This window comes from Paenibacillus agricola (assembly GCF_011440305.1).
Lineage (GTDB): Bacteria > Bacillota > Bacilli > Paenibacillales > NBRC-103111 > Paenibacillus_S > Paenibacillus_S agricola.
Genome location: NZ_JAAOIW010000004.1, coordinates 333,878 through 350,513, shown reverse-complemented (window position 1 = coordinate 350,513; position 16,636 = coordinate 333,878). Strand labels below are relative to the sequence as shown.

Genomic DNA, 16,636 nt, shown 5'->3' with positions numbered 1-16,636 from the left:
GGCCCAAGATGAATAAATCAATTAATATTCAGGACACTTTTTTGAACCAATTGCGCAAGGAAAACATTCCGGTTACCGTCTATCTGACCAATGGGTTTCAGATCCGTGGGGTCATACGTGCGTTCGATAATTTTACCATTATTATTGATAGCGAAGGCCGCCAGCAAATGGTTTATAAGCACGCGATTTCGACCTTTACACCACAACGTTCCGTTTCGTTAATGCAACAAACAGACCACGGTTCGGACAGCTAACTTTATCTGCTTATGGAGAGCAACCTTTTATGCAGATATAACGTCATATTGAATATAATAAACTATTGAGAGCAACCCGATCCGTTAGGGTTGTTCTTTTACTGTTAAAGAGAGAATAGGGGTGGCAGAGGATGGCAACTGACAAAAAACCGACACCAATAAAATCAACTACAACTAAAACAACGGTTAAAAAGCCTCCAGGCAAGAAAAAAAAGAAGTTTAGCATTGGAAAGCTTTTCATGTTTGCTTTTGTCACGGCAGTGCTCGGCATCATATGTGCCTTAGGCGTTTATATCGCGATTATTATTAACGGCAACAAAATACTGGCAGCAAATATAGATAAATTGGATATGGATGAGGCCTCCCATATTTACGATAATAAGGAAGCCGAAGTGGCTGTTCTGTACCGTGAGGCGGATAATCGTGAAATCGTCAAGATTGATGAAATTCCTCTTAAGCTGCAGAAGGCTTTTATAGCCACGGAGGATCGTCGATTTGAGCAGCATACAGGTGTCGATTTCATGGGGATTGGACGCGCTTTGGTTAAGGATGTGGTCGCTCGCAGTGCTGTTGAAGGTGGCAGCACCATTACGCAGCAGGTTGCCAAAAATATGTTTTTAAATAACGATAAAACCTTCTTCCGTAAAGCAACGGAAATGTCCATTGCGGTTGCTTTGGAGGACCAGCGCACAAAGGATCAAATATTGGAGCTATATGTAAACCGGATCTTTTTTGGTAACCGGACATTTGGCGTGAAGGCTGCGGCAAAAAGGTACTTTGGCGTCTCGAACCTGCAGGAGCTGCAAATATGGCAAATGGCTACTTTGGCAGCGATCCCCAAGGCGCCTAGTGTATACAATCCGATTGCTAATCCCGAAAAATCAAAGGAGCGTCGCGCTGTTGTCCTACGGCTGATGACCGATCAGGGGTATATTACTGAGGCCGAAAGAGCCGAGGCTGCTGAAGTTGATTATGAAGCTCCGGCAGCAACAGGGAATAAGGATTATTTAACCTTTATCGATTATGTAATTAGTGAAGCCGAGAACATGTATGGAATTCCTGAGGATCAATTGCTTCGTAGGGGCTATAAAATCTATACGACGATGGATGCCAATGCCCAGAAAATTATGGAGCAAACCTTTGCCAACGATAAATTTTTTCAAAAGGATGGCCCCGAGCAAAAAATGCAAGGTGCAATGGCAATTGTTAACCATAAGGATGGTGGCTTAGTAGGCATTATTGGGGGACGTAATTATGTGCAAACGGGTCTGAACCGTGCGGTTATTCCGCAGCAGCCGGGCTCCTCCATTAAACCGCTATTGATTTATGCACCAGCGATTGAGAGTGGCAAATATACACCTTACAGCATGCTGCAGGATAATGAACGCAATTATAACGGCTATGCCCCACGCAACTATGATGGTGTTTATCGAGGCGAGGTAGACATGTTTGAAGCCGTGAGAAAATCGATCAATGCACCAGCAGTCTGGTTATTTAATGAAATTAAAGTGAAAACCGGGATGGACTTCGCCTCCAAGCTAGGTATTCCTTTTGAGGCGGGCAAGGATAATAACTTGGCAATCTCGCTGGGTGGGATGACTAAGGGAGCTTCCCCTTTACAAATGGCAACGGCTTATGGTGCTTTTGGCAATAATGGTTACCTGAACACCACCCATTCGATTGTGAAAATTGTGGATGATGAAGGGGTTGTGCTTCAAGAGTTTAAGCAGGAACGCGGTACACCTGCGATGAGCGCTAAAACCGCCTACTATATGACGCTGCTGATGCAAAGCGTTGTAGAGCCGGGAGGGACAGGCACAGCGGCGAAATTCGAGCGTCCCGTAGCGGGTAAAACCGGATCGACACAAACCGTTATTAAAGGTCTAGAGAAATACAATCGTGACCTTTGGTTCACCGGTTATACGCCGGAATGGAGCGCGGCTGTTTGGATAGGCTTTGATAAATCCGATGCCAAGCATTATGTGACCATGAGCAGCGGCAGTGCTGCCGTTATTTTCAAGGAGGTTATGCAAAAGGCTTTGGCAAAGGTACCGATGACGAAATTTGTGAAACCGGAGGGCGTGCCAGATTTGGTAAAGCCTGAACCAGTAGCACCAGCACCAACTAATGTGAGTGAAATCAAAGGTGAGTATGACAAGAATTCGCGAACCGTTTTGCTAAGCTGGTCCGCAGTGGGTGAAGGCGTAACTTATCAATTGTTCCGAAAAGGGGACAAGGATAAGGACTATCCGCAGGAGCCTATGATAGCTACACCGGCAACGGAAGTTAAGGATTATTTGGTGAAGCCGGGGGAAACTTACCAATATATTGTAGTGCCTTTTGATGCGAAAACGAACAAGGCTGGAGATCAATCCTCGCCTGTGACCGTGGCAGTGCCTGCGGATAATGCGCCAGGAACGGGAACGACGCCAGGGACAGGAACGACGCCGGGCAGCGGGACAACGCCAGGGACGGGAACAACCCCGGGCAGCGGGACAACGCCAGGTACTGGTACAACGCCAGGTACGGGAACGACGCCGGGTACGGGGACGACACCTGGTACGGGAACGACGCCGGGTACGGGAACGAAACCTGGTACGGGAACGACGCCGGGTACGGGAACGACACCTGGTACGGGAACGACGCCGGGTACGGGAACGACACCGGGTACGGGAACGACACCTGGTACGGGAACGACGCCGGGTACGGGAACGACGCCGGGTACTGGTACGACACCTGGTACGGGAACGACGCCGGGTACTGGTACAACGCCAGGTACGGGAACGACGCCGGGTACTGGTACAACGCCAGGTACGGGAACGACGCCGGGTACGGGTACAACGCCAGGGACGGGAACGACGCCGGGGACGGTCACCACGCCGGGCACTGGGGCAACGCCAGGGACGGTGCCGCCTACGGGCACGACACCTACTAATGGAGCAAGCACTAGCTCTCCACAACAGCAGAACACAACAACACCGGCGGGAACAGGGACTACAGGTACCATTAATAATGTTACACGTTAATCATCTTGTAGAGAAGCTGGAAAACCTCCAGTTAATCCTACACCAAACGATCTTTTTATCCAATTATCTGGACAAAATCCTGTTCATTCAAGCCCAATTAGAGGGGATTTCGAAAAGGAGGCAAATTAGCAGGATTTTCCCCTTTTATATCGATATTAAAACTTATTCAAACTTGAAAAACGGGAGGATTTCCAGTTAAATCGAAGCCTGAATCGAAACCCTGCGTTCTTGTGAGTTGGCATTGGTCAGCGTGAATTCGATGAGCTCCACCTTTCCTAATCCTAAGCAGTGACTATGGTGCTTATACAATCAAAAAAGCCTCCAACTCCACTTTACTGTGGTATTGGAGGCTTTTTCGCTTTCTGAAGCTTGGAGCGGGTACAAAAGGCCCATCTGCCCATGTAACCTACCACGCACGCTATAGAAGCTCATCAATATCAGCTTGCATAATATGATATTCCCACTTCGTGAACCTTGATAGCTCTGCGAGGTGGGGGTTTTTAGTTTGTCACTATCTGCCACCTCGTCGATCCTTCGGTGTGCTTCCTTCGTAGTCTTTGTTATAGGTACCAGGTCGTAGTATAATACGATTGGGGTGTTCCCAAAAATACAAGTAGAGAAATATGGAGGAAACAATGATGAAATTAAAAGCTGTAACTCAAATCGCCAAGTGGGCCGCGCTTACTGTGGTATGCACACTTATGCTATCGGCTTGTGGAAGTAAACCGCCAGCAAACCAAGCAACCCCGCCTGCCGCTAGCAGCGCACAACCACCGGCTAACAGTAGCCCTGCTGCTCCTGCCAAGAAAAGCTGGACAACTCCACCTGCGATGGCCATTGACACTGCCAAAAATTATCAAGCAACGGTGACAACCAATAAAGGTGCGATCAAGATCGATTTATATGCCAAGGATGCTCCTAAGACGGTTAATAATTTTGTCTTTTTAGCCAAAGAGGGCTTTTATAACGATATTATTTTCCATCGTATTATAGATACCTTTATGGTGCAAACGGGTGACCCATTGGGCACAGGTGCGGGTGGTCCGGGCTATATGTTCGAGGATGAGCTGAAAAGCCCTTACAAATATGAGCCAGGAACCGTGGCAATGGCAAATGCGGGACCGAATACGAATGGCAGCCAATTTTTCATATGCTCAGGTGCGGATTGTGCCAATTTGGATCAAAAACCAGACTACTCGATTTTTGGTAAGGTGGTAGAAGGTATGGATGTTGTCAAAAAAATCGCAGCAACACCGGTTAAAGGCAGTACACCTACTGAAAAAGTGTTCATTCAAACCGTAACAATCGCAGAAAAGTAAGGGGAACTTATCTAAAAGAGGTGGTTTGCATATGGAATCCAGACATTGTCTAATGCTTCATGGCTTTACTGGCGGTCCTTATGAGCTAACTCCACTTGCCGAGCATTTAACGAGTCTGGGTGAAATTTGCCATGTTCCTACATTGCCCGGGCATGAATCTGATCTCCGATCATTAGGGCAAACCCAATGGAAGGAGTGGATTGTTGCCGCTTCCGATGAAGCCTCCAGATTGACGACCTTGTATGGAGAAATAGATCTGGTGGGCTTTTCGATGGGTGGGCTGCTCTCCGCTTATATAGCGAACCGCTTTCCGATTCGCAGGCTGGTGTTATTGAATGCGGCCGTGTATTATTTTAGCCCTTTACGGTTCGTCAAGGATGTAGTGAGAAGAATTCGCACGGATGATTGGGCTCATTGGAGCAAGGTCAAGAGGACGCCTCTAAAAGCTACCCAACAATTTATTGCGTTAAATAAGCAGATGCGCCCAGAATTACCGCAAATCAAGGTGCCAACCTTGATTGCACAAGGGGGAATGGATGGAATTATTCATCCCAAAAGCGCACAATATTTATATCGACAGCTACAAGGTGAGAAGCAGCTTGAGATTTTTGCGGATGCACGCCATTTGATTTGCCTTGAGCCTGGGGCTCAGGATGTATTTCGTTCTGTGGAACGATTTTTGACTAAATGAGTAATAAAAGGACACCATGGAAGTGGATGCGAAGAGCTGGTATCCTATTGGCTGTATTGGGATTGTTGTGGGTTCTTGTGCTGCAATATCGGATGGAGACATTCCCGGATAACCCTTCAGCGGATGGTGATGTTGGCATTGTACTAGGCTCTGCATTAAAGCAGAATCAACCAAGCCCATCCTTACAGGAGCGTTTAGAGCGTGCTGTTGTGCTATTTCAGGGAGGGAAAATAAGCTCCATTATTGTTTCTGGAGGGCTGACTCGCACCGAGTTTGATCTTTCAGAGGCAGAAGGCATGCGAGCCTATTTGATTGAACGGGGTATCCCGGATTCCCATATTGTCATGGAACAGAAGGCTACCAACACTTATGAAAATTTACGGTTCAGCAAGCGATTGATGAGCCAGAACAACTGGCATACTGCGGTCATTATTACCCATCGGTACCATATGCTAAGAGCTATGGAAATGGCCGAATTTCTAGGTTATGACCAACCACAGGCCTCACCGGTTGACTCCAAGGTGCTTTCAAAGTTCTGGAGCAAGCTTTATGAAACGGCGGCACACGTGAAATGGTTGCAGGATCAGCTATTCTTGTTGATGGGGTTCCAAGCCTAATCCAGCCTACTATTCCTTCTTCGTTATATACGGACAAGGAATAGTAGGTTGTTTACTTTTACGACTTGACATGGATAAGGTAGGGAAGCCGTTAGCTTAATCTTTCACGCGGTAATGATAGTGAAAAAGAGGGGAAAAGCCTGATTTATGATACAGCCGATGTGCGGGTCGATTATTATCCAACACCTGGAGGTAAAGTCGATCAGCCCCGTGGCTCTGGCTCCATTGTGCCAGTGAATGAAGCAAAAGCCTGCCAATCCCTTGGCCGCGCAGCTCAGCTTTTACGGCTATGTTCGTAAAACCAGCCCAGCCGTTTTCTACAACCGCGGTTCCAATAGCGATACATTCCCCGTCCAGGTATAGGCTGCAAAAGCTTTTAAGCTGGGTAATACGTGAGAAGAGTGCACTATAAAAATCATATTTGTCCATAGAGAACCCTTCCAATCGCAAAAAGTCGCTAAGCCATCGATCAGCGCATAAAGGCTGAAAGTGAATGGTGATAGCTTTGGGCTCATAGCTGCTTAATTGGATAACCTGCTTCGTGTCAGCAACGAGTACAGAACAAGGGAATAGCTTGCTGTAGCCCGCGACTTCCAAGCTAGCTTCAATACCTTTAGGAGAGGCATCACTAATATGATAGCAGGCAGGTAGGTTTTGAGTTTTATAAAACTGCTCGACTTCCCTAAGCCAATCTCCCTGTGGCATTTCGTTCCCCGATGCTGTCCAAACACTATTCGCTCTTTTCGTGATGCCGCCCGAAGCACGCAAAATCCAGTCTCCGTAAGGAAGGGTCGTGGCTGCTGGCCAAGTATGGTAGGCATAACGTTCAATTTCTTGCTGCATAAATAACCCTCCAATAACCATCTTTGAATAAATATACTATTATATGAATATTTGTTCAATGTTAATGAACTTAATTTTATGTGCGGACATGCTTATATAAGAAAAATCCCTAGCATCTTCGGCGGGAACCATGTACGATGATTTTACCAAAGCTTTGTCTGCTACGGCTATTCTGCTGTCCCCGAAAATTCCTTCCAGACGATGGAACCGACATATGCAGCAGAGTTATAACAATTGAATATTTTCAAATGTACTCGAACACGTGAGGGTGTAGTCAAGGTGGAGGCGAATTAAATGAAGGCTCAAGCGTTTATTGTAAAAGATCATCAGGTGCTGATGCTGCAAGAATATGTGCAACGGGGTGAGCTTGTTTGGAATTTCCCTGGTGGCGGGGTCGAACAAGGGGAAACTCCTGAGCAAGCTTGTGTACGCGAGGTTAAGGAAGAAACCGGTTATGATGTGTTAATCACACATTTGCTTCATTACGCACCGCAAAAGGCTACTTATTTAGTGCAAATCGTTGGCGGCCAGTTGGAGACAGATGCCCTGAATCCTGATAATGCGGACATTGTATCAGCAGAGTGGGTGCTGCTTTCAGATGAGCAAAGGTGGGATGCATGGACACGTCCCGTCTGGGAAGCATACAACAGGTCGCAAGCAGGCTTTAAGACCGTCTATGCAATCCGCCATTGCAAAGCAGAAGGGCAGGCTCCAGAAGCTTCTCTTACCTCTGAAGGCTGGGCTCAGGCACAGCTGCTGGATACAGGGTTAGCGATCTGTCAAGTGGATAGCATCCTATCGAGTCCTTTCACCCGGGCTGTGCAAACGATGTTGAATGTGTCCAACCGTACGGGATTGCCCATTCAAACAGATGAGCGGCTTGCAGAACGGGTGTTGAGCGGTGAACAGATGGAGGATTGGTTAACAGCCTTGGAGCAAACCTTCAATGATCTGGAGCTTTGTTACCCAGGGGGAGAGTCCAGCCGCTCTGCTATGCAGAGGATTGTATCGGTAGTAGAGGATGTGCTTGCTTCCGCGGGGGAAACCTTTATCTTATCAACCCATGGCAACCTCCTGTCTTTGCTCTTGGCTTATTATGACGATCAATTTGGTTTTTCAGCATGGAAAAGCTTAAGCAACCCGGATGTATATCGACTAACCTTTTGCCAGGGGCTTTTGGTAAGAATAGACCGGTTTTGAAATTTCAACGTTTCGCTATACAATAGAAGAAGAAAAAGAGCACATTCGCCTAGGCTCCTGCGTATACTGCTAACACCAAGTAAAGAGGTGATACGCATGAGTGGACGTGTCTTGCCGACAGACCAGATCCAAATAACCCAAAATGCCCATAAAATCAATGTGATCTTGCGTAATTCGGAAGCGAGTGTCACGCCTGAATCCGAGCCTCAGTTTTATGGGAAACCTTTATCACAGCAAGGGCAATTTGGTGAAATTATGAAGGAGCTAGACCAAATGGTCGGGCTCGATAACATCAAAGAGCTAGTGTTTGAAATTTATGCGCTGCTACGTGTTGCCGGTTACCGCGCCGCAATAGGCTTGACTGCCAATACGCAAGTGTATCATATGGTTTTTAAAGGAAATCCAGGTACAGGTAAAACAACGGTAGCCCGGATCGTAGCCAAGCTGCTGCAAACGATGGGTGTATTAAGCAAGGGGCATCTGATCGAGGTGGAACGTGCTGATATGGTAGGCGAATACATAGGCCATACGGCTTTAAAAACGAGAGAGATGGTTAAAAAAGCATTAGGTGGCGTATTATTTATTGATGAGGCCTACAGCTTGGCACGCGGCGGGGAAAAAGATTTTGGCAAAGAAGCGATCGATACGTTGGTTAAGGCGATGGAGGATCACAAAAATCACTTTATTCTGATTTTGGCGGGGTATTCGGAGGAAATGGAGCAGTTTTTGCTGACAAACCCTGGGTTGCCCTCCAGGTTCCCGATCCATATGGAATTTCCCGACTATTCGGTGGACCAGCTTATGCAGATTGCAGATATGATGATCAAGGAACGCGAATATGTGTTAAATGGGCAAGCGGAGAGTAAAATTCGCCAGCAAATTATAAGTGAAAAGCAGCTGGACTCCGACGCCTCCTTTAGCAATGCCCGTTTCGTGCGCAATATGATTGAAAAAGCGATGCGTAACCATGCCGTCCGATTATTAAATAGCCATATCCAACACCCCAGCAAGCAGGAGCTGATGACGCTTCGTGCGGAGGATATAAAGCTTGATAGAAAAACATCAAAGGAGACCATTAAATAATTATGAAAACCACTACACATAGTAACGAAATTGAAAAGGAACGGGCGATATTAATGAGCCTTGTTACCCCGCAGCAAAAGAGGGAGCAATCGTACTCGGCGGAATATTCTTTGGAGGAGCTAGTCAGCCTGGCTGAAACGGCAGGCGTTGAAGTACTAGCTTCCCTTTCACAGAATAAAGAAAAGATTGATTCTAAATGGTTTGTTGGCAAAGGCAAAGCCGCTGAGCTAAAGGAGCTAATCGATGAGCATGGAGCCAATACTGCGATATTTGACCAGGAGTTATCTGGAGCCCAGGTAAGGAATCTCGAAGAGTTTCTGGATGTGAAAATTATCGATAGGACGCAGCTGATCCTGGATATTTTTGCACAGCGGGCGAAGACGCGTGAAGGTATTATCCAGGTCGAGCTGGCGCAGCTCAGCTACTTGCTGCCGCGGCTTTCTGGCCAAGGAAGTAATCTTTCTCGTCTGGGCGGGGGAATTGGTACGAGGGGACCGGGGGAGAGCAAGCTGGAAACCGACCGCCGTCATATTCGAGACCGCATTGACGAGCTTCATCAGCAACTGCAAGAATTTAATAAGCACCGCAGCCTGCATAGGGAACGCCGTAAGAAGTCCGGTGTGTTTCAAGTGGCGATCGCTGGATATACGAATGCGGGTAAATCGACGCTGCTAAGGCAGTTAACGGGTGCAGATGTTTATGTAGAAAACCAGCTGTTCGCTACGCTGGATCCGATGTCACGGATGCTTAAGCTACAAGGCGGCAAAGAAATTATTTTAACAGATACGGTCGGTTTTATTCAAAATTTGCCCCATAAGCTGGTCGCTGCTTTTCGCGCTACGCTTGAGGAGGTTTGTGAGGCAGACCTTATTTTGCATGTGGTAGATAGCTCCTCCGATATGATGGAAACACAGATGCGCGTAGTGGCTCAAGTGCTTGAAGAATTGGGGGCGCATGGCCAAGCCCAAATAACATTGTTTAACAAAATTGACCAATGTACACCTGAGCAACTGCAATTGCTGTCTACGGAAGGCGATTTTATGCGAATTTCCGCTTACAATGACAATGACCTGGCGATGCTTTGCGATGAGATTGAATCCCGCTTGATGGGAGATAGCATTGCCTTTCGCATCCCTGCCGAGAAGGGTGATATAATATCGCTGATGTATCGGGTTGGCGAGGTTTTGGAAAATGAAGTGGATGGCAGTGACATGCTGTTTCAAGTAAGGATTGACAAGCATGAATACGAAAAGATCGGACATTTGCTAGCCTCTTATACATTAGATGCGGATCTGGTAGTTAAGGGAGAGAATGATCTGTATGTTTAATGAACGCATAACGGCATGGATGGAGCATGCCGAGCAACAAATTGAAGGCAGAGTTAAGGAAGTGGAGCGGATCATTGACCAGAATCAGTGGAAGGTGATTCGTGCCTTTCAAAAGCATAAAGTAAGTGATTACCACTTTGCCGGCTCTACCGGCTATGGCTATAACGACCGTGGCCGCGAGGTGCTTGATCTGGTGTATGCAGATGTGTTCGGAGCAGAGGCTGCCTTGGTGCGGCCTCATTTCGTGTCAGGGACACATACGATCAGCACTGCCTTATTTGGCGTCCTACGCCCAGGTGACGAGCTGCTGATGATCACAGGGCGTCCTTACGATACGCTCCACAAGGTGATTGGCAAGCCAGGTGATGGCAATGGCTCTTTGCAGGATTGGGGCATCATTTATACCGAGGTAGCGCTTCTGGAGGATGGTACCCCCGATTATGAAGCGATTAGCCAAAGCATCACTCCCCGGACAAAAGTTATCGGTATTCAGCGTTCCCGCGGCTATTCGTGGCGATCTTCCTTTGATGTTGCCCAAATCGCTGAGATGTGCAGTTTTGTCAAGGAAGTAAAAGCTGACCTAATTACATTTGTGGATAACTGCTATGGCGAATTTACAGAGCTTCAAGAGCCTACAGAGGTGGGCGTAGACCTAATGGCTGGCTCCTTAATTAAAAATCCCGGCGGTGGCATAGCTGCCACTGGTGGCTATATTGCCGGCAAGCAGCGCTATGTGGAGCTTGCTGCTTATCGCTTAACCGCCCCAGGCATAGGCGGCGAGGTTGGAGCGATGCTGGACGCTACACGCGCCATCTTTCAAGGGTTGTTTTTAGCCCCCCATATGGTGGGACAAGCTGTGAAGGGCTCAATCTTCGCGGCGGCCGTATTCGAGCAATTAGGATTTGTAACACATCCCCACTGGAGCGATAGCCGCACCGATTTAATTCAAGCGATCCGCTTTACCAGCGATCGGCATTTAATTGCCTTTGTTCAAGGGATTCAGCAGGCTTCGGCTGTAGACGCGCATGTGGTGCCTGAGCCATGGGCGATGCCCGGCTATGAGCATCCGGTTATTATGGCTGCTGGCACGTTTATTCAAGGTGGCAGCCTTGAATTATCGGCAGATGCACCGATCCGGGAACCCTACATTGCCTACATGCAGGGTGGGCTTACTTATTCGCATTGCAAGCTTGGTGTGCTGACTGCACTGCAAAATATGCTGGATCAAAACCTGTTGGAATTATAACCTAGATGTTGCATGAACCTAACATAACTTGACACGTTTATGTTGGGAGAGTAGAATGAAGTTAGGTTATAAGTCCGCAGAGGTGATGAATCATGGCTGATGATATACGTCGAAATATGGCGCTGTTTCCAATTGGTATTGTAATGAAGTTGACTGATTTAACAGCAAGGCAAATCCGGTATTATGAGCAGCACGAATTAATTATACCGGCAAGAACAGGCGGTAACCAACGGCTCTATTCTTTTAATGATGTAGAGCGGCTGTTGGAAATTAAAGACTTGATTGAAAAAGGTGTAAATATAGCCGGGATTAAACAAGTTTTATTGCCTGTTTCCAAAGATTCGGAAGATGCTACGATCCTTAACGAGCAATCCGAGGTTAAGCGCAGGGAAATGACAGATTCACAGCTCCACAGAATGCTGAAGCAGCAATTGCTCGGCGGAGGCAAACGTTTGGGTCAAGTTTCTTTGATTCAGGGTGAGCTCTCAAGGTTTTTCAAAAAATAAGCATGGGCGTATTGAAAACGCATCTATTCCAACATTTGTAGGGCGTAACTTTGTTTTGCCTAATTTTAAGGAGGAGAATTCACTTTGACTGAAAAAAATTATAGCAAAGAAGATATTATTAAGTTTGCCAAGGACGAGAACGTAAGATTTATCCGATTACAATTCACCGATTTGTTAGGCACGATTAAAAACCTGGAAATTCCAATTAGCCAACTGGAAAAAGCTTTAGATAACAAAATGATGTTTGATGGCTCTTCCATCGAAGGTTATGTTCGTATCGAAGAATCCGATATGTACTTATATCCGGACTTGGACACATGGGTCGTATTTCCATGGGTAGTCGAAAACCGCATTGCCCGCCTAATCTGCGATATATACCTTCCAGATGGTCGCCCATTCCCCGGAGACCCACGAGGCATTTTGAAAAATGCGTTGAAGGAAGCCCAAGAAATGGGTTTCACCGCGATGAATGTAGGACCAGAACCTGAATTTTTCTTGTTCAAAACGGATGATCAAGGCAATCCTTCGTTGGAACTAAATGACCAAGGCGGATATTTTGACTTAGCTCCTATGGATTTGGGTGAAAACTGCCGTCGTGAAATCGTCTTAACGCTTGAAGAAATGGGTTTTGAAGTCGAGGCTTCTCACCATGAAGTAGCACCTGGCCAGCACGAAATCGATTTTAAATATGCAGATGCGGTCAAAGCTGCCGACCAAATCCAAACCTTTAAGCTGGTTGTCAAAACCGTTGCCAGACAACATGGCTTACATGCAACCTTTATGCCCAAGCCGTTATTTGGGGTTAACGGTTCAGGCATGCATTGTCACCAATCGTTGTTTAATGGATCCGCGAACATGTTTTATGATGAGAGCGATAAGCTAGGCTTAAGCTCAACAGCGCGTTATTATATGGCAGGCATCCTGCGCCACGCACGTGCTTTCGCAGCGATTACCAACCCAACGGTCAACTCCTACAAACGTCTGGTGCCTGGCTATGAAGCACCTTGTTATGTAGCTTGGTCTGCAAGCAACAGAAGCCCAATGATCCGTATCCCGGCATCACGCGGCCTAAGCACACGCGTAGAGGTACGTAATCCCGATCCGGCAGCTAATCCATACCTAGCATTGGCTGTTATGTTAAAAGCTGGATTGGACGGCATCAAGCATAAAATGCAATTGCCTCCTCCGACAGATCGTAATATCTATGTGATGACGGAAGAAGAACGTGAAGATCAAGGCATCCCAAGCTTGCCAGAAAACCTGAAGGTTGCACTTGAAGACCTTCTTCGCGATGATGTGATCTGCGATGCATTGGGCGACCATGCGTTGGCTCATTTTATTGAGCTTAAAGAGATCGAGTGGGATATTTACCGCACACAGGTTCATACCTGGGAGCGCGAGCAATATTTGACGCTTTACTAAATCGAGGAATCCCTTGGCGCTCTAAGCGTTGGGGGATTTTTTTTGTTTGGTGGGTTCATGCTTAAACAAACCATTTGGATATGGTCATTTCGATGATTAATCATTTATCTGGAGTACGGTCCAAATATAGTTGAGTCACTGAGGTTGAATCATCGTCTTCAATTTCCTCTTCTGTAGCTTTTTCTTCTAACTCTTGATAATTATTCAAACCAGGTGCAATTGTTGGTTCATGATTTTCTGTTTCTTTCAAAATAATCACCACCTTTTCACGTAGTCTAATCTAATACTTGGGATATTATACTGAAAAGATTGAGAAGAACTAAGACAAAGTATTTTTTTCGTATACTAGATGTTTGGGAAGCTAATGTTCTAGAAGCAAGTAAACGAACAGGGCTATACTGCCTTGGAAGGAGAACAAATGGGGATCGGAGAGGGTAAATCTGAGATCCTACCTACCAGTTGCCTCTTACGTGGTGATAAATTATTCATTCTTATCTTTGTTCAATTTCTTTACCTCTGCAAATTTATTCAGTATGTTGCCTGCGAGAGACTTTAATACGAACAAAATAACTAGAGCTACTCCAATCAATAAATAGGCGTTTTTTATTACAGTAATCCAGTGATAAATGATGTCCATTTGTATACCCCTTATTTGAGATGATTCTAAATTATAACCAATTTAAAGGTGTTTTAATCAAATAACAGGTATTTAAAGGGGATGAAGATCAGGATCTTAAGTAGCTACATTTCATTGATGGATATCGTCAAAAATTACGAATTTGTAAACAATTATGAAATATCGATCAAATTGGGCATTAGAGAAGGGCTAGTATCCAACCACCAAGTAACTGCTGACATAAGATAAGATTAGGATTTTATCTTAGAGGAGGTAAGATATAAGGTGGAGAGAATATTTCCTATTTGTAAAGAAACTGTAACGCCTTACGTAGGGAGACAAATTTGCGCAGTCTTACATGACGGAACGCAATATTTTGGAAATATTGAGAAAATTGACGGTGATCAAATATATATTAACGGATTCATTAGAAAACCAGGTGAAGTTGGAACACTTGCTTTAAAGAATAAGCAATCCAATAAAAAGACTAAGAAAGTTAAAACATCAGCATTTTTTCCTGGATTTGGATTTAATAGCTTCATCTTACCATTTGCAGCACTTGCATTTTTGTTCGCCTTACCATTCTTTTTCGTTTAATTATTAGGTAAGTAAATCAGTAAAAAATCCCGAGTACTCTTCCGCTAGAATGGGGAAGACGAGCAGCCTGTTCTATAAGTGGATAAGAATGAGAAAATAAGCGTAAGCTAATTGCTTGCGCTTATATTATTTGTGGAAATTTAACAGTGTTGTCAATTACATAATATCAATCTATCGATGTTTCCTATCTGCTTCGGGGTAAATGGCATCTTCAATATTATCCATAATACTTTCGATCACTTCACTAATTTTATCTGTTGATGAAATATTCTCTTGATCAGATGGAGTTGGAATACCTGCTGTTTCAAAAGCTGTTTGTTCAGTAATTTTATTGTCAGTCACGTTGAAAACTCCTTCGAATTTATTTGTCTTCCGTAGATTTTCCATTTATATTCGAATCTATTCCAACTTGAGGAATTATCCGAACTCACTATTAGTAAGATCTCCCTTAAGTTTAAACGAGATAACAAAAACCGTTTGTTTAGTGTCAGATGTAAAAGTTACATCTCCATTATTTTTGTTCATGATCTGTTTGCAGATCGCTAATCCAAGCCCAGTACCATCGGTTTTACTTGTTACAAAAGGAAAGAAGAGGGAGTCTTTAATCTCTGAAGGTATCTCGGGCCCATTGTTAGAAAGAGCAAGTTTATAAATATCTCCTTCAATCCAACTCGAAATCGTAATTTCCCTTTCAACTTTGGTGGTCTGGTATAACGCGTCGATACTATTATTTAATATATTTGATAGGACTTGTTGAATCCCGATTTTTTGAATATTTATCTTTACATTCTGAATAGTTTCTATGGTGAGTGAGATGTTTTCATTAACAAGACGTGGGATGATTAGTGAAACTACACTGTCGATCACTGTTGTCAAAGATACATCAGCAAAAGGCTCTTCTTTCAGTTCTTTTTTTGAAAAGCTTAACATCCCAGAGATTTGCATTTGTATATTTTGAAACTCAACTTCAATAATATCTAAATATGAGGTTAATTTTTCATAAGAATGGCTGGATATTTGTTCGCGCATTAATTTTACAAATCCAAGAATCGAAGTGAGAGGATTCCGAATTTCATGTGCCATGCTTGCAGCCATTTTTCCGAGGTCGGTCATTCGAGCTTCATGCAACTTGGATATTGTGCTCTTTTTTTCCTCTAATTGTCGCTTAGTCATTTCGTTATAATAATCAAAAATATACAAGGCGTACTGATCCAATCGCAGGTTAATTTTCCTTACTACACGAAATGGAATTACCTGATTATTTTGTTCTTCCTCAATGTATAACAAAACTGAATTTCTCCATATTAGAACGCTATGCAGGACATGGCGGATCGATAAGTTTTTTGATAAATAAGCCTCACAAAAATCGGGGACGGATTTAATATGATCATGTTTCTCAATAGGTATGTCTATATCCATCATAAACGAAAAGAATCTTCGCGCTCCCAGATACAGGCTAGTTTCATCGTAAATCTCAGGACAGCATTGATAAAACTCATTAATCCATTTATGTATGATTCTATCCTGGTTATTTTGTAGTAGTCTAATAAAATGAAATTCCTCTATTGTGTGATTTCTGTATGGTTCCCCTAGATCATTGCTGTTCATTTCCATCCGTATAATTCCTCCATAGTTAGTTGAATAGCCAAATTATATAGTAGATTTATCGAGGTAGTATTCAGCACTCTCCTTAAAATATCGACGAATTAGGTATAGCATATTATTCAATTTACTATCCCCGTACTTATATGTAAATAGGTATCTAGGTATGGCAATTCTATTTTTGTGATGCTAAAAAGAGGAAAATTTTGTGATTGAAAGGTACCCAGCCCATCTCTGCAATCTATTGGTAAAGTTATAGTGGTTGAGGAATGAATATGGAGTCACA

At 44.7% G+C, this 16,636-nt stretch carries 16 protein-coding genes; 12 read left to right on the top strand and 4 right to left on the bottom strand.

Annotated features, from left to right (window positions below):
• The first annotated feature begins 8 nt into the window (after nt 1-8).
• The 5 genes from hfq (at nt 9) to G9U52_RS13055 (ending at nt 5,907) form a co-directional block, all read left to right on the top strand.
• Nucleotides 9-254, top strand: coding sequence for an RNA chaperone Hfq (gene hfq / locus G9U52_RS13075; protein WP_166150111.1), 246 nt, complete (start codon nt 9-11; stop codon nt 252-254).
• 131 nt (nt 255-385) lie between these two features.
• On the top strand, nt 386-3,280 hold the full coding sequence (locus G9U52_RS13070) for a transglycosylase domain-containing protein (RefSeq protein ID WP_166150109.1): 2,895 nt from the start codon (nt 386-388) through the stop codon (nt 3,278-3,280).
• A gap of 638 nt (nt 3,281-3,918) precedes the next feature.
• Nucleotides 3,919-4,599, top strand: coding sequence for a peptidylprolyl isomerase (locus G9U52_RS13065; protein ID WP_166150740.1), 681 nt, complete (start codon nt 3,919-3,921; stop codon nt 4,597-4,599).
• Between the two features lie 31 nt (nt 4,600-4,630).
• On the top strand, nt 4,631-5,290 hold the full coding sequence (locus tag G9U52_RS13060; RefSeq protein ID WP_166150107.1) for an alpha/beta hydrolase: 660 nt from the start codon (nt 4,631-4,633) through the stop codon (nt 5,288-5,290).
• Entirely contained in the window at nt 5,287-5,907 is a 621-nt protein-coding gene (locus G9U52_RS13055) for a YdcF family protein (protein ID WP_166150105.1), read from the top strand. Before G9U52_RS13060 ends, G9U52_RS13055 begins: the two co-directional genes overlap by 4 nt.
• Nucleotides 5,908-6,003: 96 nt before the next feature.
• Here G9U52_RS13055 and G9U52_RS13050 read toward each other — a convergent pair whose 3' ends face one another.
• Complete coding sequence (locus tag G9U52_RS13050; protein WP_166150103.1) at nt 6,004-6,750, bottom strand: GNAT family N-acetyltransferase; 747 nt, start codon at nt 6,748-6,750, stop codon at nt 6,004-6,006.
• Between the two features lie 294 nt (nt 6,751-7,044).
• Here G9U52_RS13050 and G9U52_RS13045 point away from each other — a divergent pair, with 294 nt between their 5' ends.
• From G9U52_RS13045 to glnA, 6 genes are all read left to right on the top strand, one after another.
• Nucleotides 7,045-7,950 (top strand): histidine phosphatase family protein, encoded by a 906-nt coding sequence (locus G9U52_RS13045; RefSeq protein ID WP_207952939.1) that lies wholly within the window; start codon nt 7,045-7,047, stop codon nt 7,948-7,950.
• 96 nt (nt 7,951-8,046) lie between these two features.
• Nucleotides 8,047-9,033, top strand: a complete 987-nt coding sequence (locus G9U52_RS13040) for an AAA family ATPase (protein WP_166150101.1) — start codon at nt 8,047-8,049, stop codon at nt 9,031-9,033.
• Nucleotides 9,034-9,035: 2 nt separating this feature from the next.
• Nucleotides 9,036-10,361, top strand: a complete 1,326-nt coding sequence (hflX, locus tag G9U52_RS13035) for a GTPase HflX (RefSeq protein WP_166150099.1) — start codon at nt 9,036-9,038, stop codon at nt 10,359-10,361.
• Nucleotides 10,354-11,607 carry a methionine gamma-lyase family protein gene (locus tag G9U52_RS13030; protein WP_166150097.1) on the top strand — a complete coding sequence of 418 codons (1,254 nt, stop codon included), beginning with the start codon at nt 10,354-10,356 and terminating at the stop codon, nt 11,605-11,607. Before hflX ends, G9U52_RS13030 begins: the two co-directional genes overlap by 8 nt.
• A gap of 92 nt (nt 11,608-11,699) precedes the next feature.
• On the top strand, nt 11,700-12,113 hold the full coding sequence (locus G9U52_RS13025; RefSeq protein WP_166150095.1) for a MerR family transcriptional regulator: 414 nt from the start codon (nt 11,700-11,702) through the stop codon (nt 12,111-12,113).
• Nucleotides 12,114-12,197: 84 nt separating this feature from the next.
• A complete protein-coding gene (gene glnA / locus G9U52_RS13020; protein ID WP_166150093.1) occupies nt 12,198-13,535 on the top strand; it encodes a type I glutamate--ammonia ligase in 1,338 nt (445 codons plus the stop codon).
• Between the two features lie 100 nt (nt 13,536-13,635).
• On the opposite strand, the gene G9U52_RS13015 is transcribed toward glnA, so the two are convergent.
• Nucleotides 13,636-13,785 carry a hypothetical protein gene (locus G9U52_RS13015; RefSeq protein ID WP_166149549.1) on the bottom strand — a complete coding sequence of 50 codons (150 nt, stop codon included), beginning with the start codon at nt 13,783-13,785 and terminating at the stop codon, nt 13,636-13,638.
• 651 nt (nt 13,786-14,436) lie between these two features.
• On the opposite strand from G9U52_RS13015, the gene G9U52_RS13010 reads away from it, so the two are divergent.
• On the top strand, nt 14,437-14,748 hold the full coding sequence (locus tag G9U52_RS13010; protein WP_166150091.1) for a hypothetical protein: 312 nt from the start codon (nt 14,437-14,439) through the stop codon (nt 14,746-14,748).
• Nucleotides 14,749-14,919: 171 nt separating this feature from the next.
• On the opposite strand, the gene G9U52_RS13005 is transcribed toward G9U52_RS13010, so the two are convergent.
• Together G9U52_RS13005 and G9U52_RS13000 are read right to left on the bottom strand one after the other, a co-directional pair.
• Nucleotides 14,920-15,090 (bottom strand): hypothetical protein, encoded by a 171-nt coding sequence (locus G9U52_RS13005; RefSeq protein ID WP_166150089.1) that lies wholly within the window; start codon nt 15,088-15,090, stop codon nt 14,920-14,922.
• A 75-nt stretch (nt 15,091-15,165) separates the two neighbouring features.
• Entirely contained in the window at nt 15,166-16,362 is a 1,197-nt protein-coding gene (locus G9U52_RS13000) for a sensor histidine kinase (protein WP_166150087.1), read from the bottom strand.
• Between the last annotated feature and the right edge of the window lie 274 nt (nt 16,363-16,636).